This window comes from Hymenobacter sp. DG01 (assembly GCF_006352025.1).
In the GTDB taxonomy this organism is placed as follows: Bacteria; Bacteroidota; Bacteroidia; order Cytophagales; family Hymenobacteraceae; genus Hymenobacter.
In genome coordinates this window covers 2,094,357-2,114,213 of record NZ_CP040936.1, presented here as the reverse complement: position 1 = coordinate 2,114,213, position 19,857 = coordinate 2,094,357, and the positions used below count along the sequence as shown (strand labels likewise).

The following is a 19,857-nucleotide window of genomic DNA, read 5'->3' as shown; positions in this document are numbered from 1 at the left end:
CCCTGTTAACTCGTAACTGGCAACCAGCAACCGGCAATTCACAACCGACAACTGATCCATGACCATCCGTACGCGCCTGACGCTGCAGTTCGCCCTTATTCTGGCCGTTACGCTGCTGCTGTTTTCGGTGGCCATTTACTACTTCACCTACACCTCCAGGCGCGACTTCTTCAGTGAAAGCCTGTTTGCCCGGGCCCGGATTGTGGCGCACGTTTACCTGGACGGTACCAACCGCGCCGACGAAGTCAGCCGCGCCTCCTACCGGCGCTACCTGCGGCAATTCTACCGGACCCTGCCCCAGGAGGAAGTGCGCGTATTCGATGCCCGCAATCAGGTAGTGTTCAAGGAAGGGCGCGACGGCCCGGAGCCCGTGCCGCAGGAGCTGCTGGCCGCTGTGCGCGAAGAAGGTCGGGAAGTAGTTCAGGAGCGCGACTATCGCCAGACGGTGGGCATGCTCTACCGCGACGCCCGGCGCGGCGACTTTGTGGTGGTGGCCTCCTCGGTGGATGCCGACAGCCGCCAGAAAATGGGCGACCTGCTGACGGTGCTGGTAACGGGCCTGCTGGCTTCCTTCGTGATAGTGGGTATTGGCGGATTTTTCTTTGCCGGGCAGGCCCTCAAGCCCATGCAGCGCATTATTCAGGAGGTGGATAGCATTACGGCCTCCGACCTGCACCGCCGCCTGTCTCAGTCCGATGGGCAGGATGAGGTGTCGTTGCTGGCGCAGCGCTTCAATAGCCTGCTCAACCGCCTCGAAACCGCTTTTGCTGGGCAGCGCACCTTTGTCCGCGACGCCTCCCATGAGTTGCGCACCCCCCTCACGGCCATCATCGGGCAGCTGGAGGTGGCCCTGCTGCAGCAGGAGCGCAGCACCCAGGAATACCGGCGTGTGCTACAGAATACCCTCGACGCGGCCCGCCTGCTCAAGGACCTCACCAACGGTCTGCTGCAGATTGCCCGCGCCTCCGACGACCCCTCGCAGGTGCCCCTGAGCCTGATCCGGGTAGATGAGCTACTGCTCCAGGCCCACGAGGAGGTCCACCGCCGCCACCCTACCTGCCGCATCGACCTGGAGTTCAGTGAGCCCGCCGACAACCGGCGCCGGGTGCCCTACGGGGTGCCCGGCAACGAACCCCTGCTGCTGTCAGCCTTTCTGAACATTTTAGAAAATGCCTGCAAGTTTTCGGCCGGATGCTCCGATCCGGTGGTGGCTACGCTCACGGCCTCGCAGAGCCGGGTGCAGCTGGTGGTGCGCGACAAGGGGGTAGGCATGACGGAGGCCGACCGCCAACAGGTATTTGTGCCCTTCTTCCGGGCTGAAACTGTGCGCAACGTGCCCGGACACGGTATTGGGCTACCCCTCACCGCCAAAATCATGGACCTGCACGGGGGGCACGTGTACGTGGAAAGCCAGTTGGGCCAGGGCACAGCCGTCACCCTCGACCTGCCAGCTGCGGTGGTGTAGGGGCATGGCCGGCAGGTATCATTTTCCCCGGTTTCAACCCCGCCGCTAAGGTCAGTTTCTGGTTTTAATTTGCTTTTAACGTGCTTTTAATTGGGTCTTAACAACTGAGCTGTAGCATTGCATACACTCGGAGGTGCCCCTGGGCTACCTCCGAAACTGTTCGCCCGCCTCAACTCCCCTCCCGTATGTTAAAGACTCCTTCGGTTACCGAAGCACCGGTGCTTCAGCAACCGCCAAATGTGCCTACCTCGCCTTTCCAGACGCTGGGTAAAGACCTGCCCGCCGGGCTGGTGGTATTTCTGGTGGCCCTGCCCTTGTGCCTGGGCATCTCCCTGGCTTCGGGCGCTCCGCTGCTGGCGGGCATCATAGCGGGTATTATAGGGGGAGTAGTGGTATCTTGGGTCAGTGGCTCCCAGCTGAGCGTAAGCGGCCCGGCCGCCGGCCTCACGGCCATTATTCTCTCGGCCCTGAGCACGCTGGGCTCTTTCGAGGCCGTGCTGGCGGCCACCGTGCTAGCCGGGGTGCTGCAGTTGGTGCTGGGGGTAGCCAAGGCCGGTATCATCGGGCTTTACTTCCCTACCTCCGTTATCCGGGGAATGCTGGCTGCCATCGGCCTGATCCTGATTCTGAAGCAGATTCCGCACTTTGTAGGCGCTGACTCAGACTACTTCGAGGACATGGACTTCCTGCAGTTCAACGGGCAGAACACCTTCTCGGCCATTCAGTCGGCCATGGGCGGTATCAGTGCCGGCTCGGCACTGGTGGGGCTGGTTTCACTGGCCATTCTGCTCTCCTGGGATACGCTAAGCAAGCACGTTGCCTTTCTGCGGCTGGTGCCGGGGGCCCTGGTGGTGGTGGTGATTTCCATAGGCCTGAACAGCCTACTGGATGTGGCCGCGCCCGTACTTCGTATTCGGCCCGAGCACCTGGTAACCCTGCCCTCTATTACGGCCTGGCAGGATTTCACCCGCATCTTCACGTCCCCCGACTGGGCTGCCTTCCAGCGGCCTGCCACTTACACTGTGGCCTTCACCATTGGCATTGTGGCCTCCCTGGAAACCCTGCTGAGCGTGGAAGCCGTGGACAAGCTGGACCCCCACAAGCGGGTGACGCCCACCAACCGCGAGCTGCTGGCCCAGGGGGTAGGCAACATCCTGAGCGGCCTGCTTGGGGGCCTGCCCATGACGGCGGTTATCGTGCGCAGCTCGGCCAACATCAACGCTGGGGGCCAAACCCGCATGTCGGCTTTCTTTCACGGGCTGCTGCTGCTCACCAGCCTGCTGTTCCTGGAGCCCGTACTGAACCGGATTCCGCTCTCGGCGCTGGCCGCCGTGCTGCTGATGGTGGGTTTCAAGCTCACGAAGCCCTCCCTGTACCGCACCCAGTGGAAGCTGGGCTGGCAGCAGTTTCTGCCCTTCATCGTCACGATTATTGCCATCCTTTTCACCGATCTGCTGAAGGGCGTAACCGTGGGGCTGGTAGTAGGTATCTTCTACATTCTGAAGGCCAACTACGAGTCGGCGTATTTCCTGAGCCGGCCAGCCTCGCAGGCCGGTGGGCCCATACACCTGAAATTATCGGAGCAAGTCTCGTTCCTTAACAAGGCCAGCATCGTAAAAGTACTTGACGAGCTTCCGCCTAACTCCCAAGTGCTCATTGATGGGTCCGATTCATCCTTTATCGATTACGATGTGCTGGAAGCAATTGAGAACTTCCGGCTCTCGGCCCCTGAGCGCGGTATTGGGCTGGAGCTGCGCGGCATTCAGCAAGTACATGTGCTGGGGCACTAGCCGACACGGGTGCTGAAGCGGCCCGCGAGTTGCCTGACCAGACCCACATTGTTCCCCTCATTTACCTCTCCACTTTTCCCTGCATATGAAAGGCATCGAGCCAATTCTGGAAAATAACCGCAAATGGGTTAGCGAAAAGCAAGCCCAGGACCCCGATTTCTTCAACCGCCTGGCCAATGGGCAGAAGCCGAAGTACCTGTTCATCGGGTGCTCGGATTCGCGCGTGCCGGCCTCTGCCATTACCGGCACCGGCCCCGGCGAGATGTTTGTGCACCGTAACATCGCCAACATGGTGGTGAACACCGATTTCAACCTGCTTTCGGTGCTGCAGTACGCCGTGGAGGTGCTCGGTGTGGAAGACATTATGGTGGTAGGCCACTACGGCTGCGGTGGGGTAGCAGCAGCGGCCGATAACAAGCAGTTTGGCCTGATTGACAACTGGCTGACCAACATTCGCGACGTAATCCGGGTGCACGAAACGGAGTTCCTGGCCATTTCCGACGAGGCGGCCCGCCTGCGCCGGCTGGTAGAGCTGAACGTAATGGAGCAGGTGCGCAACCTGGCCAAAACCAGCATCATCCAGAACGCCCGTAAAGGTGCCAAGCCCCCGCGCCTGCACGGACTGGTATATGATATCAAGGAAGGCCTGCTCAAGGACCTCAAGGTAGAGGACGACCTCATCACGGAGCTGGAGCACATCTACGGCACGCAGGCCGCCGACGAAGCCGCCGCGCCTGCTGCGCCGAGCGGCACGCCTGCCCGCTAGATACCGAAAAACCGGTGCGCCGGGGCAGTAGCTCCGCGCACGTAGCATCATCGGGCGTAGTCTGAGGGGAGTGCGCTTTCGATGTGTGGAACCGCCGCGTCCTTTGGATGCGGTGGTTTTTTGCGTGTATGCGTACCGTCTCGTACCCGAATAGCGCCCATCGGGAGGAAAAGCCGGCCCAAAACCCTGACCGGAAAGTATAGCGGTTTCCTAGCATGAAGTTCGTGTGGGCACTGGGCAGTTGTACTTAAGTCAAATTCCTATGAAAAAGCTACTCTTTGTAGTTAGCTGCCTGCTGGTGCTAAGCGTTTCCCCGGTGCTTGCCCAGGAAGCCCCCGCGGTTGTGACTGCGCAACTAGGGCAGGACAACGGGCGCCTCTACGTTTCTGTTTCTACTGGAAGCGGGCCCGCGCAAACCCAGAAATTCGTGCCTGCCAAGAGCCAGACCTATGGTCAGATGGTCGCCGAACAGTCTCAGAAGCTGGTTAGCACCTACATAAAGCAGGGCTATGTGCTACAGGGCATCATTCCGGGTGGCCAGATGGGCAACGGCAATAGTAGCAGCACTCTAATCTTCGTGAAGTCCGCGCCAGTAAGCCGTTAAGTCAATCAGGTGTTGCCCTGACCTAACCCTGGCACATCGGTCCTGCGTAGGCTGCGTAACCAACCTGTGTACCGATGAACGCCATTTATTTCAATGAGTACGGCCCCGCCGAAGTGCTACGCTACGGCCAGCTGCCTACCCCCATGCCCCAGCCCAACCAGATTCTGGTACGGGTGCGAGCCAGCAGTGTGAATCCCGTGGACTGGAAAATTCGGCGCGGCGACCTGAAGCTTATTACCGGGCAGAAGTTTCCCAAGATTCCGGGCCGCGACGTAGCCGGGGAGGTAGCCGCTGTGGGGGCCAACGTGACGCGGTTCAAGCCAGGCGACCGGGTGTACGGCATGCCCAACGATGGCGCCGGCAATGCCAACGCCGAATACGCTCTGTTGGCTGAATCGGTGGCGGCCTTCATTCCCGAAAAGCTCAGCTTCGAAGAAGCCGGGGCCGTGCCCCTGGGTGCCCTCACGGCGTTGCAGGGCCTGCACGACTACGGCCAGCTACTCTCCGGCGACCGGGTGCTGATTAACGGCGCGGCTGGTGGGGTAGGAGTATTTGCCGTGCAGATTGCCCGGGCTCTGGGGGCAGGCGAGATAACCGGCGTCTGTGGCCCCGACAACGCTGAGCTAGTGCGCGGCCTGGGTGCCGACCGGGTCCTCAACCATCGGGAGCACGACTTTACGAAAGACCTGAGCCGCTACGACCTGATTTTTGATGCCGTGGGCAAAAGCAGCTTCACGGCCTGCCAGGGCGCCTTGCGTCGTAATGGGCGCTACGTAACCACTACCCCCGATCCGGTTGCCGTGGTGGCCGATAAGCTGGCTTCCGCGTTTTCCACCAAATCGGCGCATGTGTTCATGGCCAAGGAACGCGGCACCGATCTGGCTCTGATTTCGGCCTGGCTGCAGGCGGGCGCCATCCGCGTCGTCATCGACAAAACCTTTCCGCTCCCGGAAACAGCCGAAGCGCACCGCTACAGCGAAACCGGCCGCGCCGCCGGCAAAATCGTGCTAACGGTGGACTAGCCTCCCCGGAAGAACGTCATTCCGAGCTGGCTGGAGCTCTCACCAGCTGGTGTTGCCACAGTAACCCAGCTTAAGCCGGGTGGAACTTCCCGGCCAGCTCGGAATGGCTTTCTTTATTGGCTGCCCGGCCGGCCACCTGTTGGGCAAGTGCCTGCAGCCATAACCCCAGAGGCTTCGGGCCGGCAGAGGGGGTAGGCGGCTTAGTTACTTTCCCGGGTGAAGGCTATCAGCACGGCTCCGGTGGCCATCAGGGCCGCGCCCAGAATGACCTGCCAGGTGACTTTCTCCTTGAGAAAGAATACCGCCAGCAGGATAGAGAAAACCAGGGAAATCTTATCGAAGGACGAAGTGCGCGAAGCCTGCCCCATTTTTAAGGCCTGAAAGGAGAACAAGGAGGAAAGGCAGGTGATAACGCCGGCGGCAATCAGAAACAGCCAGGTGCGCCGGTCAATTTCGGCTACCTGTCCCAGGTGCCCCTGCCAGGCCACTACCCCCCAGGCTACCCCCACAATCAGTACCGACTGTATGGCGAAAGCCACGCTGGATTCAATATTCTTCACGCCTACCTTGGAAAGCGTAACCACCACCGCCGCCGACAGGGCAGCCAGCAAGGAAAACATCCACCACATAAATTTCCGGAAAGAGAAGCTACGAGGATGAGATACGCAGCTCACTGGCATTTAGCTGAAAATCAGATGCCAGGCTGCCAGCTACCTGCCTACGGCTGCCTTAGGGTAGGACCCCAAGTGCGCGGGCTTCCGGAAAGGCACTACCCCGCTTACAGACCGCGCAAAATGGGGTGTTTGGCCTGTACCAAAAGGTAGGCCCCGTAGAGGGTCAGCCCACCAGCCACGGTGCCCAAAACCTCCGGCCCCAACGCCTGCAGGGCGTGAAAGCAGCCCTGCGTATCCCGGATTTCGTTGGCGTTGGCGTGGTGGGCCGCCAGAAAGCAGAAGTGGCCCATGCTGCTCAATACCACGGCCCGGGCACTGTAGCCGATCTGGCCCATCCGGTACACAAGGTGCCGCTGCGCCGACGTCAGTGGGCTGCCGTTAACGTCGGTGTCAAACTTGCCCGACCAGGCCCGGTACAGCTGAAGCAGGCCGGCCCCCAGAATAACTACCCCAATCAGGGCCAGCAGCCCCTGCCCGTGCGGCTGATGCAGCACCTTCTGCAACTCCGACTTGCCGGTTTCCTGTCCTCGCGGCAGGCGGCCATACCAGGCCGTTTTACCCGCGAAAAAAGCCAGTAGGCCATAGAGCAGGGCGCTGAACAGGTAGAACCCCCGGAAAGCCAGCCCGGCCACCGTCAGCCCTCTGCCTTCGGTGTCGAGCAGGGCCTGGGCCAGCCGCCAGGCCACATAGCCTAGCAGGCCAGCCGCTACCAGCCACAGCAGCACCTGGCCCAGGGGCATGTGCTGAATGGTTTCAAACACCTCCTGCTGCCCGGGTGCCGCACTACCCCGCACTCCCAGGGCCGCCATGCCCGCCAGTATTCCCAGTACTAAGTATACAAAACCCAGGGAGGCAAACCCCAGCCGGGCCCAGGCCCTGAGGCCCGCGGCCGGGGTAGGCGGCACAGTACTGACAGCGGAGGCGAGAGAGTTCATCGGAAAGAAGCGCCAGAAGCCTCTTCTACGCGCCCGCCCCGGCGGTTGGTTCGGTCGAGCTGGGTAGGGCAGCACACTGGAACAAAGCCCACGCCTCAAAAGCGCAGTATGCGCCATAGCCTCAGATAGCGCCGGTGGCTGCCGGAGCGGGTCGTTTGGGCGCGGAGCCAAAACGCCATCGGAATTTGGGCTACTGCTGAGCTTGGGTGTCAGAGACTCGGTTGTGCGCAAGATGCTGATAATCAAAAATATAGGAATATGATTTTTATCTATAGTTTATAATTATATTCACTATATATTGTATTATTAATTGTGTAAAGTTGGCTTCGTCATAATATCTTGCCGCATAATACAAAGTATATAGTGTCGTTGTCATGCACGGTTTGAGGAAAATTGAAGAACTGTTTGCCTATGACTCGCTCGTCCAGCTGGCCGGGGAGGTAAAAAAACACGAAGCGGAATACCGCGGGACGCCATTGCAGAGCGCTCAGGAAAATATTCCCTTCGGGCTGTATGTTCTTCAGTTGGCTGAGCAGGGACACCCTTGTTTCTTCGGCCTGAATGCCGAAAATGAGCCTCAGGTGATTACGCTGCCGCTCAGCCAGGCCAGCCGCTTCACGTCCATCGGCTACTATATAAACAGCGAGGCGGGTGCTTTCCGGCTGCACCGCACTACGCTGGCCCTATGGGTCGCCAGCCTGAGCTTCAGCCAGCTGAAGCAATACTACCCCCGCATTTTTGAGGGCAACAACTCTGCTACCATGGTCCTGACGCCCCCCGATGAGTTTGGGGTGCTGGTGCCCCCGGACAACCGCTGGGGCCACCTCCACGCCGATCAGGAGCTGTATGAGCAGGAATTGCAGCAGGTGGCGGCCAAAAGCGGGGTAGTAGTCACCCACAACGAGCAGCAGAACCTGTTTGGCCTTTATCATCGGGGCAACCTGGTGGGGCAAGGCCCCCAGCTGGAGGTAGAGCACCTGGTCAGGCTCATTACCCACCGCCTGAACACGCCCGTGGCCTACCACCCCGTAAAGCAGAAAGTGCTGGACGAGCGCTACGACAGCGCTTTCCCGGCTGATCTGGACAACTTCAGCAACTGGGACGGCGAAATCCGGGAGCACCGGCAGTTCCCGATGGCCAACCTGTTTTACGTGCGCGTGCAGGCCGCCTCCGAAGCCGCCGCCCTTCACATTGCCCGCGAAGAAATTGCCCTGCAGCGCCGCCTCAACCCGGTGCGGGTGGTAGCCCGGGGCCTGCCCTTTGAGATTGACAGCGTACTGATGCTGGACCGGGTGTCGGATGCGGGCTTCTATGAGGTACGCTACCATTTTGTGGCGGCCAACCAACTGGAGCTGGCTTCGGCCTCCTGAACCGCTGGGGGCTGAAAATCGGCCCCTTCGCCCCGACTTTTTCTCCTCTTATCTTTGTTGATTCCCTGCTACCCCCTGCCTTGGGGGTAAGGTATTCATCCGCGAGAATCAGTCAGAAGTGAAAGTTTGTATTGCCGAAAAGCCCAGCGTAGCCCGCGAAATTGCCCAGGTGCTGGGTGCCACCCGCAAAATGGATGGGTATTTTGAGGGCAACGGCTACCAGGTTACCTGGACGTTCGGGCACTTCTGCCAGTTGCGGGAGCCCGAGGACTACCGTCCCGAGTGGAAGCGCTGGAGTATTCATGATTTGCCCATGGTGCCCGAGAACTTCGGCATCAAGCTCATGCGCCGCGACGACGGGGTAGTGCGCCAGTTTACTGTTATCAAAAACCTGCTGGCTAACGCCGAGGAAGTTATTAACTGCGGCGACGCCGGTCAGGAAGGAGAGGTGATTCAGCGCTGGGTGCTGCTGGAGGCCAAGTACCGCAAGCCCACCAAGCGCCTCTGGATTTCCTCGCTGACGGAAGAAGCCATCCGCCAGGGCTTCCAGAACCTGCGCGACGGCTCCGAGTTCGACTCGCTCTACCAGGCCGGCAAAAGCCGCGCCGTCGGCGACTGGCTGCTGGGCCTGAACGCTACCCGCCTGTTTACCCTGAAGTATGCCGCCGGTCAGCGCCAGGTACTCAGCATTGGGCGGGTGCAAACGCCTACCCTGGCCCTGCTCGTGGACCGCTACCACGAAATCCAGAACTTCCGGCCCGAGCCCTACTGGGTGCTGCGCACGGAGTACCGCGGCACCATGTTCAGCCACGTAGCCGTGGTGAAAAAGGGCAAGGACGACGACGAGCCCGACGAAAAGGCCCGCCTGAAAGCCCGTGGCTACTTCTTGACCCAGGAAGAGGCTGACGCCGCTATGGCCGCCGTAAAGGACGTGCCCCTGACGGTAACCAACGTCGAAATCAAGAAGGGGCTGGAAACGCCGCCGTCCTTGTTTGATTTGACTTCCCTGCAGGTGCAGTGCAACAACCAGCTGGGCCTCTCGGCCGAGGACACGCTGAAAACCGTGCAGGCCCTCTACGAGAAGAAGGTGGTGAGCTACCCCCGCGTAGATACCACCTTCCTGCCCGACGACCAGTACCCCAAAATTCCGGGTATTCTACGCGGGCTGGGGGCCTATAACAGCCTCACGGCCCCGCTGCTGGCCGGTAAAATCAAGAAGTCGGGCAAGGTCTTTAATAACAATAAAGTTACCGACCACCACGCCATCATCCCGACCGGGGCCAGCGCCAGCGGCCTAGGCGGCACCGAGCACAGCGTCTATGACATCATCGTGCGCCGTTTCCTGGCCGCTTTCTACCCCGATTGTGAAGTGTCGAACACTACGGTGACAGCCGAAGCGGCGGGCCGCACCTTCCGGGTACGGGGCCGGCAGATTCTGAATCCCGGCTGGCGCGTGGTGTACGGCGACCCGGAAAAACAGCAGGCCCCCTCAGCCCCGAAAGCTGCCGGCGAGGGCGACGACGATGTGGTAAGCACCGTGCTGCCTGCGTTCGAGAAAGGCGAAAACGGCCCTCACAAGCCCCGCCTGGATTCCAAGATGACTCAGCCCCCGCGCGAATACTCGGAGGCCATGCTGCTGCGCGGCATGGAAACCGCCGGCCGCAATGTAGACGATGACGAACTGCGCCAGGCCATGAAAGAAAACGGTATTGGGAGGCCCTCCACCCGTGCCGCCATCATCGAAACCCTGTTCAAGCGGGGCTACATCCGCCGCGACAAAAAGAAGATTGTGCCCACCGCCACCGGCGTGGAGCTGATCGGCCTTATCCGCAACCCCACGCTAAAATCGGCGGAGCTAACGGGACAGTGGGAGAAAAAGCTGCGCCAGATTGAAGGCGGCCAGCTAGATCAGGAGCAGTTTCTGGGCGAGCTAAAGCAGCTGGTGCGTGAAATGGTGCACGAGGTAAAGCAGGATGGCTCGGGCCGGGCCGTAACGGTAACTTCTGCCGACGCCGCTACCCCCGCCAAAGCCGCCAACCCTCGCCCGACACCGGCTGCGGCGGCTACCCCCGCCGTACCCGGCGCGCTGGGTACGTGCCCGGCCTGCGGGAGCGGCCATGTGCTGCGCGGCAAAACGGCCTTCGGCTGCTCGCGCTGGCGTGAAGGCTGCCAGCTGCGGCTTCCTACCCAGTACGAAGGCAAGAAGCTAACTGACAAGCAAGTCGGTGACTTGCTCAAGAAGGGCCGTACTCAAGTTATGCAGGGCTTTCTGGATGATGCCGGCAACAAGTACAGCGCCGCCATCAAGCTCACCCCCCAGCATACCCTGGAGCTGGTGCGTGCCGCCGAAAGCAAGCCTACTACCGCCACCGACCCCGGCCAGATACCCTGCCCGGTGTGCCGCCTGGGCCAGATGCTAAAGGGCAAAAGCGCCTGGGGCTGCTCCCGTTTCCGCGAGGATTGCCAGTTTCGGGTGCCCTTCGAATGGGGTGGCAAAACCCTCACCGACGCCCAGATGAACCAGCTCCTGCGCAAAGGCAAAACCGGCGTCATCCGGGGCTTCATCTCCTTCAAAACCGGCAACCGCTACGAAGCCGCCCTGCAGGTTGGCGCGGAGGGTAGGATTGAGCCGGTGTTTGATAATAAGGGGTAAAATCTGCTATATGCTAAAGACTTATACCGTACTCATTCTCTTGCTATTGTCGGGCCTGACGGTCAATGTTCAGGCACAAGGGAGATTAGCTAATCTGACTACTGACGCCGCAGTTCAGCAGGTAGTAAGGTCGCTAGATGAGAGTTACAAGAATTTTCAGGTGGACTCTCGACTTCGCTTTGAAGACAAGCGGGTGCAACAGCTTTATCAGCGGGAAAAAGTGCGGGCCTGGGAAAAGGCAGATATTGATGGAAATGGATTGCTAGATCTACTCATCACAGGTACTCACTACAATAATAAGAGTAAAGTAATCTGCGTGCTTGATATGAGGGATAGGCTGGTTTTGGAAGAGTTCAGCCGTCAGTTCTACCGGTATTGCCCGGTGGCCCGCATTAAGTATGCGGGCAAACAACCCCTGATTTCATACGCTGATTATGATAAGCCTTTCTTGATTACGGAGCCCTTGAAAAAGAAGGATCGGCAGGAGTTTCTGTTAACTTATCGGTTTGGAGGCTTAATTGAGTATAACCCGACCCCCACGCTGAACATTCAGCCGGATAGTATTCTGTACACCTCACATTTCGCCTACCACGATGTAGAAGAAATTGAAATACGGGTGGAACCTCTCGGTAGAACCAAGTACCATGACTGCGAGTACCCGGTGCTCGATGAGTCTGAGAAGAAGTGCGAAGACTTGACAGCCAAGCTCACTGACACAACGCAACAGCAACTGGTACAACTATTAAACTATCTGGAACCAGATAAGATAAGCCGTGAGTACCGCATTGGCTTCAACCATGTGCCCTATATTACGCTACGTGTAATGTATGCGGATGGGCGGCGCTTACAAGTAGAAGACAAAGGTGGGATAGGGGCGTTCGGCCTGACACGTCTATACGCACTATTAGAGTCGTTGCGTAAAACGCAGGAGTGGGTGCCTGCAAAAAAATAGTCTCCGCCATGAACCCTCAACTCGGCAAAACTCTCGTCATTCTCGGCCTCGTGCTGGTGGCCTTTGGGGTGTTTGTATGGCTGGGTGGGGGTAGTCTGCTCGGCTGGTTCGGGCGGCTGCCGGGCGACATTCGGGTGGAGCGGCCGGGGTTCCGGTTCTACGCACCTATTGTGTCCATGCTGCTGGTGAGCTTGCTGCTAAGCCTGATCATGTGGCTGGTGCGGCGCTTGAGCTAGTGTATATTCGGTAAGTGCAATTAATAGTAGCCTCGGCAGGAGTTGGCCGTTCGGGGTGGGGTGAGCTGCAGGGGTAGGGAAGGTGGGTTGAAGAGAGTACAAAGACACCTGACGGGCAGCATTGGCAACGTTCCCGACAACGATTGCGCAAATAATCAGGGGCTTGGTAGGTAGAATGCGGTGGGTATTCGCCTAACATTAGTGAGGGCTACTTCGGTGCGCCCGGCTGCTCTTTCTTCGACCAATCAAAATTCCCCACCATGAGAAACGCTTTACTAGTGAGTGCCCTGGTGCTGGGTACAACGGTGGCTGCCCAGGCGCAGCAAACCCGCCAGCTTCAGGGACGAGTGCTCGATGGTACCACGGGTGAGGCCTTGCCCGGGGTGACGGTGGTAGTGAAAAATACCACTATTGGCGCTACCACGGATGGGGACGGCAAGTTTACCCTCAGTATTCCGGAAGGTGGGGATGTGGCCCTGACGTTCAGCTACATCGGCTACCTGCCTCAAACGGTAAGTGTCGGCTCACAAACCCAGCTGAAAGTGTCGCTGAAGTCGGATGAGAAGGCACTGGACGAGGTAGTGGTCATTGGCTACGGGCAGGTGAAGAAGAGCGACGTGACCGGCTCCATTGTGTCGGTGAAGGAAGAGGACCTGAAGAAGGTGCCTTCAGCCAACGTGATGGAAACTCTGCAGGGCCGTTTGCCGGGCGTGGATATTACCCGCAGCAGCGGCTCGGCGGGCTCAGGCGTGAACATTGCCGTACGCGGCAACCGCTCCATCACGGCCCAAAACGGCCCCCTGTTCATTGTGGATGGGGTGCAGTACAACTCCATTCAAGACATCAACCCCAACGACATCCAGAGCATGGAGGTGCTCAAGGATGCGGCCTCCACGGCCATCTACGGCTCGCGCGGGGCGAACGGGGTAATCATCGTCACGACGAAGAAGGGGGCGGCCGGGCAGCCCCGGGTGACCATCAACTCCTATTATGGCATTACCGATGCCGTGTACTACCCCCGCGTGAACGACGCGGCCGCCTACGTAGCCCAGAAGCGCGAAGCCAACCGCACCACCGGCACCTGGACCGGCCCTGCCGACGACTCCAAAATCTTCACGCCGCTGGAGATTCAGAATATTGCCAACGGTACGGGAACTGACTGGATGGATATGCTGCTGCGCCAGGGCGTGCAGCAGGAGCACCAGATTGGCCTTTCGGGTGGCTCGGACAAGACGAAGTTCTACACCTCCTTCGACTACTTCAATGAGCAGGGTCTGTTTCGGATGGACGATTTGAACCGGTACTCCATCCGCTTCAACCTCGACCAGGAAATCAACAATAAAGTGCGGGTAGGTTTGCAAAGTCAGCTCACCTACTTCAACCAGGACCGCCGCCGCGACCCTACCAACCAAGCCAACAAGATTAACCCCCTGCTCACACCCTACGACGAGAACGGGCAATTGTCGGTTTTTCCCAACGCCGGCAACTTCATCAATCCCCTGATTGACGAGCAGGAGGGCAATTACCAGAACAACGTGCGCACCACGCGCACCTTTGTCACGGGCTACGCCAGCTACCAGATTTTGCCCAGCCTGAACCTGCGTTCTAACCTGGGCCTCACCTTATCCAGTGCCCGCACCGGTATTTACCAGGGCTCCAACACCCTGGACCGCAACGGCTCGGTGGCACAGTCGGCGTACGGGACGGAGTTCGTTACCAACTGGAGCTGGGAGAACATCCTGAACTACAACAAAACCTTCGGCAACCACGCCATTACGGCCACGGGTGTCACCTCGCTGCTCACCTTCAACACCGAAAACTCCAACGCCCAGGGCCGCAACCAGCTGCTGGACTACCAGGGTTTCTACGCCCTGGCCAACGCCAACCAGCAGGTGGGCATCAACAGCGGCTACGTAAACAGCAAGCTGATTTCGTTTACGGGCCGGGTGCAATACAACTTCAAGAGCCGCTACCTGCTTACCCTCACCGGGCGCTCCGACGGCTCCTCGGTGCTAGCGCCGGGCAACAAGTGGGCCTTCTTCCCCTCGGCCGCCGTGGCCTGGCGTATCATTGAGGAAGACTTTATGAAGGACCTCACGCCGATTACGGACCTGAAGCTGCGGGCCAGCTACGGCCGCGCCGGCAACTACGATATTCCGGCCTACTCCACGCAGTCGTTGCTGGTGCGCATTCCGTTTGCGTTCGGCGAATCGTCGGCCCCGGCTTACACCTTCGCTAATCGCATCGGCAACAAAGCGCTAGGCTGGGAACTGTCGAACACCCTGAACTTCGGGCTTGACTTTGCTTTGCTGAACAACCGCTTTACGGGCACCGTGGACGTGTACGATACCCGCACCAGCGACCTGTTGCTGAACCGGGTGCTGCCCGCTACCTCTGGCTATTCCATTGTAACCGAAAACGCCGGCAAAACCCGCAACCGCGGCATTGAGGTGGGGCTGAACGCACTGGTGCTGGAAAAGAACAATTTCCGCTGGAATGCTGGCCTAACCTGGTTTAAGAACAAGGAGGAAATTACGGCCCTCACCGTGTCGGGTAACGACGTGACGAACCGCTGGTTTATCGGCTCGCCGGTAAACGTGTTCTACGACTACGAGAAGACTGGCATCTGGCAAACCAATGAAGCCGACGCGGCCAAAGCCTATGGCCAGAAGCCCGGCCAGATCAAGGTGCGCGACCTGGACGGCAGCAACACCATCACGGCGGCCGGCGACCGGAAAGTATTGGGCTCCACGGTACCGAAATGGAGCGGCTCCTTCAATACCGATGTCAGCTACAAAGGCTTCGATTTATCGGTGCAGCTGTTCGCCCGCATCGGTCAGATGCTCAACTACGAGTACAACGGCTTCTTCGACCCCCAAGGCATCGAAAACAGCTCGCGCCAAAACTACTGGACCCCCGAGAACCCCTCAAACGACTACCCCCGCCCCGACGCCAGCCTCTCGAAAAGCACCCTGCAAAATGCCCTTTACGGCACCACGCTGCTCTACGAAGACGGCTCTTATGCTAAGTTGCGGGCTGCTACCCTGGGCTACACGTTCCCGGCGGGCCTGGCCTCGCGCCTGCGCATGTCGTCGCTTAGGGTGTACGTGCAGGGCAAAAACCTCTACACCTGGAGCCACATCGACAACTACGACCCCGAGCGGGGAGGAGCCATTACCACGCCTATCCCGCGGGTGCTCACGGCCGGTATCAACCTGGGTTTTTAAGCAAGTAGAGGTAGTTTAAGCTGAGTCAGAACGATGAAATTCTTACCTAATCATACGCTGAAGTTGCTGCTGGCTGCCGGGGTAGCAAGTGTTACCCTGCCCGCCTGCGAAAAGCAGCTGGAAGAATATAACCCCTCGGGCCTCACGGCCGAAGGTGTGTACAGCACGCCCGCCGGCTTCGAGACGCTGGTTAACGCCGCTTATTCCTACAACCGCTGGTGGTACGGCAAGGAAAACGGCTATAGCATCTCGGAAATGGGCACCGACCTGTGGCAGCGAGGTGCCGGCGACGTAAACCCCGACCTGACCGAGTACACCACCCTGCAAGGCAGCTCGGCCGCCCTCACCGACCTCTGGAACCGCCTCTACGCTGCCGTGAACGTGTGCAACGCGGGCATTACGCGTGTTGGCAACTCGGGTATGAGTGACGCCTTGAAGAAAACTCGGGAGGGGGAGCTGCGCTTCCTGCGGGCTTTCTACTACTGGCAGATTGTGGAAACCTGGGGCGGCGTGCACTTCACCACCGAAGAGGTGACTTCCATAGCCAACACGGCCAACCGCACCCCCGTCGAAACCTTCTACAAGCAGATTTTCGAGGATCTGAACGTGGCGGTGGCCAATCTGCCCACCACTACCGTGGATTATGGGCGCGTAACCAAGCCCGCCGCCGAAGCCTTCCTGGCCAAGATGTACCTGACCCGCGGCCAGGACCGGCAGGCCGCCGATCTGGCCCAGAAAGTCATCAGTAGCTACGGCTACGCCCTGCAGCCCCGCTTTGCCGATTTGTGGTCGATGACCAACTTGGAGAACAAGGAAATACTCTGGGCCGTGAACTACTCCAAGGACCTGAGCCTGAACGATAGGGTAGATGCCACGCTCTACCCCGACGGCCACCCCCGCGGCGGTAACAACGGCCACCTGCTGTTCCTGATGAAGTACGACGATCAGCCCGGCGTTATCCGCGACATTGCCTACGGCCGGCCGTTCAACCGCTTCATGCCCTCGCTCTTTTACCTGAACCTGTTCAACGAAAAGATAGACTCTCGCTACGCCGCCACTTTCCAGACGGTGTGGCTGGCCAACCGGGCCGTAAGCGGCATTGCCGTGGGTGATACGGCCGTAGTAGCCAGCAAATACATTATTCCGGCTGCCACCAAGGCCCAGAAAAAGTACCGCATCTGGGACCAGAGCGCCGTGTACCGGCCCAACGGCACCATCAGCGGGGACCGAATTCACTACATGACCATGAAGAAATTCATGGACCCCACCCGCCCTACCATTGCCGAGGAACAAAGTGCCCGCGACGCCTATGTGCTGCGCCTGGCCGATGTGTACCTGACGGCCGCCGAGGCCGAGTTCAAGGCCGGTAACGCCGCCAAAGCCGCCGACCTGATTAACGTGGTGCGCCGCCGCGCCGCCCTACCCGGCAAGGAAACGGATATGCTCATCAAGCCCACCGACGTAACCCTGGACTTTATCCTGGATGAGCGGGGTAGGGAGCTGGGCGGTGAGCAGCTGCGTTGGTTTGACCTCAAGCGCACCGGCAAGCTGCTGGAGCGCGTGAAGAAGTACAATCCCGACGCGGGCGCCAGCATTCAGGAGTTTCACTTGGTACGGCCCATTCCGCAGCGCCAGCTTGATGCCGTTTCCAATAAGGGCGACTTCACCCAGAACCCTGGTTACAGATAACATTTCCTACCCTGGTCAGGCCGGCAAACGTTGGTCTGACCAGGCTTTTTTACTTCTATGAAACAACTCACCGTTCTGTTTCTTGCCGTCCTGCTGCTGGCCTTCCGGCCTGCCGAGGACAAGAAAACCACCATTTTCCTGGTCGGCGACTCCACCATGTCCGACAAGCCCCTGGACAAAGCCGAGCGCGGCTGGGGCATGTACTTCAAGCAGTATTTCGATGAAGGCGTGACCGTGCAAAACCACGCCATGAACGGGCGCAGCACCCGCAACTTCCGCCACGAAGGCCGCTGGGCGAAAGTGCTGGAACAAGTGAAGCCTGGCGACTGGGTATTCATTCAGTTCGGCCACAACGACAGCAAGCAGGAAGACACGGCCCGCTTTGCCGCGCCCAAAACCGCCTACCGCCAAAACCTGACTCGTTACGTGCAGGAGGCCCGCGCTAAGGGGGCTAACCCCGTACTCCTCACGCCCGTTGGCCGCCGCTACTTCGATGACCAAGGCAAGCGCAAGGACGACCACGGCGACTACCCCGGGGTAGTAAAGGAAGTAGCCAAAGCTCAGAAGGTGCCGGTAATCGACCTGCATGAAACCAGCTGGGCCATGTATTCCCAGCTTGGCGACGCAGGCTCCAAGCCTCTGTTCTGGAGCTACCAGAACGGTGCCAACAACACCAAGCTCGATAACACGCACTTCTCGGCCTATGGGGCGGAGCGCGTGGCCCAATTGGTAGCCCAGGACGTGAAAAAGATGAACCTGGGTATTGCCTCGCACCTGCAGCCTCTGGCCTTCGCGGGCAAATATCAGTATGACCTGCCCGTGGTACTGCAGCCCTATTTCCGCAAGGACACCTTCAACATTACCAAGTACGGGGCCGTGGCCGACGGGCAGACCCTGAACACCGAAGCCTTCCGCAAAGCCATCGACGACTGCAGCAAGCAGGGTGGGGTAGTGCTGGTGCCGCGCGGCCTCTGGCTGACGGGCCCGATTCAGCTGAAAAGCAACGTAAATCTGCACGTGGCCAAAGGCGCCCTGGTGCAATTCAGCAACAAGCTCTCTGACTACCAGCTCATCAAAACCAATTGGGAAGGCGAGGATGCCGTGCGCAACCAGTCGCCCATTTCGGGCTACGACCTCGAGAATATTGCCATTACCGGCCAGGGCACCTTCGATGGGGCCGGTGACGCGTGGCGCATGGTAAAAAAGGAAAAGCTGAACGCCGGTCAGTGGCAACGGTTGGTGAAGTCGGGAGGGGTAGTGGATGAGAAGGGTACTACCTGGTATCCCTCGGCTAGCTCCCTGAAAGGCTCCACGCTCAACAAGCCCTGGACCATTCCGGCTGGCCAACAGCCCGACTACAGCAAGTACCAGGAGTTCAAGGATTTCCTGCGGCCCAACATGCTCAGCCTGCAGCGCTGCAAGCAGATTCTGCTGGAAGACTTCACCATTCAGAACTCCCCGGCCTGGACCATTCACCCCCTGCTTTGCGACAACATCACCCTGCGCAACGTAACGGCCAAAAACCCCTGGTACGGCCAGAATACCGACGCCCTCGACCTGGAATCTTGCCGTAACGGTCTGGTAGAAGGCTGCACGTTTGACGTAGGCGACGACGGCATCTGCATCAAGTCGGGCCGCGATGAGGAAGGCCGCAAGCGCGGCGTGCCCACCGAGAACTTCATCATCCGCGACACGAAAGTGTACCACGCCCACGGCGGCTTCGTGATTGGCTCCGAAATGTCGGGCGGGGCGCGCAACATCTTTGTGAGCAACTGCACCTTCATGGGTACGGATGTAGGGCTGCGCTTCAAAACCACTCGCGGCCGCGGGGGGGTAGTGGAAAACATCTTCGTGGATGGCGTGGACATGACCGACATTGCCGGCGAGGCCATTCTGTTTGACATGTACTACGCCGCCAAGGACCCCGTGCAGGTAAATGGCGAGGCCTTCGGCATTCCCGAAATCAAGGCCGAGCCCCTGAACGAAGGCACCCCCCAGTTCAAGAGTTTCCGCATTAAAAACGTGACGTGCAAAGGCGCCAACACCGGCATTCTGGTGCGCGGCCTGCCGGAAATGGCCATTCAGGACGTGGACATTGAAAACACGGTGCTGGAAAGCAACAAGGGCCTGGTCTGCCAGGAGGCCGACGGCATCCGCCTGAAAAACGTGACCCTGATTTCCCGGGAAACCAACCCCGTCATGGAAATCCAGAACAGCCGCAACATCAGCCTCGACAACATCCGTTACGCCCCCGGCGCCGAGCTGCTCCTGCGTGTGACGGGCAGCCGCAGCAAAGCCGTAACCCTACGCAACACCGACCTCAAAGCCGCTAAAAAAGGCCTGGAAACCGGAGATAAAGTAGGGAAGAAGACGGTGACCGTGTCGAAGCGGTAACTCAGGTACGCGAGCCGCAAAAACTACGAAGTGTTGGCCTCACAAGAAAACCCATAATAGCAGTATCATACTGTGGAGCG

Annotated in this window: 14 protein-coding genes; 12 read left to right on the top strand and 2 right to left on the bottom strand. The window is 59.4% G+C overall.

Translation table 11 applies throughout. The annotated features are described in order from the left end of the window. Window positions 1–58: 58 nt before the first annotated feature. The 5 genes from FGZ14_RS08885 (at window position 59) to FGZ14_RS08865 (ending at window position 5,647) form a co-directional block, all read left to right on the top strand. A complete protein-coding gene (locus tag FGZ14_RS08885) occupies window positions 59–1,465 on the top strand; it encodes a HAMP domain-containing sensor histidine kinase (RefSeq protein ID WP_139923403.1) in 1,407 nt (468 codons plus the stop codon). Between the two features lie 185 nt (window positions 1,466–1,650). Beyond that, window positions 1,651–3,255: a SulP family inorganic anion transporter gene (locus FGZ14_RS08880; RefSeq protein WP_139923400.1), complete on the top strand. Its 1,605-nt coding sequence runs from the start codon at window positions 1,651–1,653 to the stop codon at window positions 3,253–3,255. Between the two features lie 85 nt (window positions 3,256–3,340). Beyond that, a complete protein-coding gene (locus tag FGZ14_RS08875; RefSeq protein ID WP_180754566.1) occupies window positions 3,341–4,021 on the top strand; it encodes a carbonic anhydrase in 681 nt (226 codons plus the stop codon). 262 nt (window positions 4,022–4,283) lie between these two features. After that, the gene (locus FGZ14_RS08870) at window positions 4,284–4,625 is read left to right on the top strand and encodes a hypothetical protein (RefSeq protein WP_139923398.1); all 342 of its coding nucleotides are present in this window, start codon (window positions 4,284–4,286) and stop codon (window positions 4,623–4,625) included. Window positions 4,626–4,699: 74 nt separating this feature from the next. After that, window positions 4,700–5,647, top strand: coding sequence for an NAD(P)-dependent alcohol dehydrogenase (locus tag FGZ14_RS08865; RefSeq protein ID WP_139923396.1), 948 nt, complete (start codon window positions 4,700–4,702; stop codon window positions 5,645–5,647). Window positions 5,648–5,847: 200 nt separating this feature from the next. Here FGZ14_RS08865 and FGZ14_RS08860 read toward each other — a convergent pair whose 3' ends face one another. Both FGZ14_RS08860 and FGZ14_RS08855 read right to left on the bottom strand, forming a co-directional pair. After that, window positions 5,848–6,276 (bottom strand): EamA family transporter, encoded by a 429-nt coding sequence (locus tag FGZ14_RS08860; RefSeq protein ID WP_139923394.1) that lies wholly within the window; start codon window positions 6,274–6,276, stop codon window positions 5,848–5,850. Between the two features lie 149 nt (window positions 6,277–6,425). Then, window positions 6,426–7,256 (bottom strand): DUF1206 domain-containing protein, encoded by an 831-nt coding sequence (locus FGZ14_RS08855; RefSeq protein WP_180754564.1) that lies wholly within the window; start codon window positions 7,254–7,256, stop codon window positions 6,426–6,428. Between the two features lie 383 nt (window positions 7,257–7,639). Here FGZ14_RS08855 and FGZ14_RS08850 point away from each other — a divergent pair, with 383 nt between their 5' ends. The 7 genes from FGZ14_RS08850 (at window position 7,640) to FGZ14_RS08820 (ending at window position 19,777) form a co-directional block, all read left to right on the top strand. Next, entirely contained in the window at window positions 7,640–8,626 is a 987-nt protein-coding gene (locus FGZ14_RS08850; RefSeq protein ID WP_139923390.1) for a hypothetical protein, read from the top strand. Between the two features lie 118 nt (window positions 8,627–8,744). Further along, the gene (locus FGZ14_RS08845; RefSeq protein WP_139923388.1) at window positions 8,745–11,279 is read left to right on the top strand and encodes a type IA DNA topoisomerase; all 2,535 of its coding nucleotides are present in this window, start codon (window positions 8,745–8,747) and stop codon (window positions 11,277–11,279) included. A 10-nt stretch (window positions 11,280–11,289) separates the two neighbouring features. After that, entirely contained in the window at window positions 11,290–12,231 is a 942-nt protein-coding gene (locus tag FGZ14_RS08840; protein ID WP_139923386.1) for a hypothetical protein, read from the top strand. Window positions 12,232–12,239: 8 nt separating this feature from the next. Next, complete coding sequence (locus FGZ14_RS08835; protein WP_139923384.1) at window positions 12,240–12,467, top strand: DUF2905 domain-containing protein; 228 nt, start codon at window positions 12,240–12,242, stop codon at window positions 12,465–12,467. A gap of 260 nt (window positions 12,468–12,727) precedes the next feature. Next, a complete protein-coding gene (locus FGZ14_RS08830; protein ID WP_139923382.1) occupies window positions 12,728–15,694 on the top strand; it encodes a TonB-dependent receptor in 2,967 nt (988 codons plus the stop codon). A gap of 33 nt (window positions 15,695–15,727) precedes the next feature. Further along, a complete protein-coding gene (locus FGZ14_RS08825; RefSeq protein ID WP_139923379.1) occupies window positions 15,728–17,383 on the top strand; it encodes a RagB/SusD family nutrient uptake outer membrane protein in 1,656 nt (551 codons plus the stop codon). A gap of 57 nt (window positions 17,384–17,440) precedes the next feature. Then, window positions 17,441–19,777, top strand: a complete 2,337-nt coding sequence (locus FGZ14_RS08820; RefSeq protein WP_139923377.1) for a glycosyl hydrolase family 28 protein — start codon at window positions 17,441–17,443, stop codon at window positions 19,775–19,777. Window positions 19,778–19,857 lie beyond the last annotated feature (80 nt).

Coding starts and splice junctions, on each gene's coding strand:
- FGZ14_RS08875 (WP_180754566.1), top strand. CDS start 3,341: ATGAAAGGCATCGAGCCAATTCTGGAAAATAACCGCAAATGGGTTAGC.
- FGZ14_RS08820 (WP_139923377.1), top strand. CDS start 17,441: ATGAAACAACTCACCGTTCTGTTTCTTGCCGTCCTGCTGCTGGCCTTC.
- FGZ14_RS08855 (WP_180754564.1), bottom strand. CDS start 7,256: ATGAACTCTCTCGCCTCCGCTGTCAGTACTGTGCCGCCTACCCCGGCC.
- FGZ14_RS08860 (WP_139923394.1), bottom strand. CDS start 6,276: ATGTGGTGGATGTTTTCCTTGCTGGCTGCCCTGTCGGCGGCGGTGGTG.
- FGZ14_RS08830 (WP_139923382.1), top strand. CDS start 12,728: ATGAGAAACGCTTTACTAGTGAGTGCCCTGGTGCTGGGTACAACGGTG.
- FGZ14_RS08885 (WP_139923403.1), top strand. CDS start 59: ATGACCATCCGTACGCGCCTGACGCTGCAGTTCGCCCTTATTCTGGCC.
- FGZ14_RS08825 (WP_139923379.1), top strand. CDS start 15,728: ATGAAATTCTTACCTAATCATACGCTGAAGTTGCTGCTGGCTGCCGGG.
- FGZ14_RS08880 (WP_139923400.1), top strand. CDS start 1,651: ATGTTAAAGACTCCTTCGGTTACCGAAGCACCGGTGCTTCAGCAACCG.
- FGZ14_RS08870 (WP_139923398.1), top strand. CDS start 4,284: ATGAAAAAGCTACTCTTTGTAGTTAGCTGCCTGCTGGTGCTAAGCGTT.
- FGZ14_RS08865 (WP_139923396.1), top strand. CDS start 4,700: ATGAACGCCATTTATTTCAATGAGTACGGCCCCGCCGAAGTGCTACGC.
- FGZ14_RS08835 (WP_139923384.1), top strand. CDS start 12,240: ATGAACCCTCAACTCGGCAAAACTCTCGTCATTCTCGGCCTCGTGCTG.
- FGZ14_RS08840 (WP_139923386.1), top strand. CDS start 11,290: ATGCTAAAGACTTATACCGTACTCATTCTCTTGCTATTGTCGGGCCTG.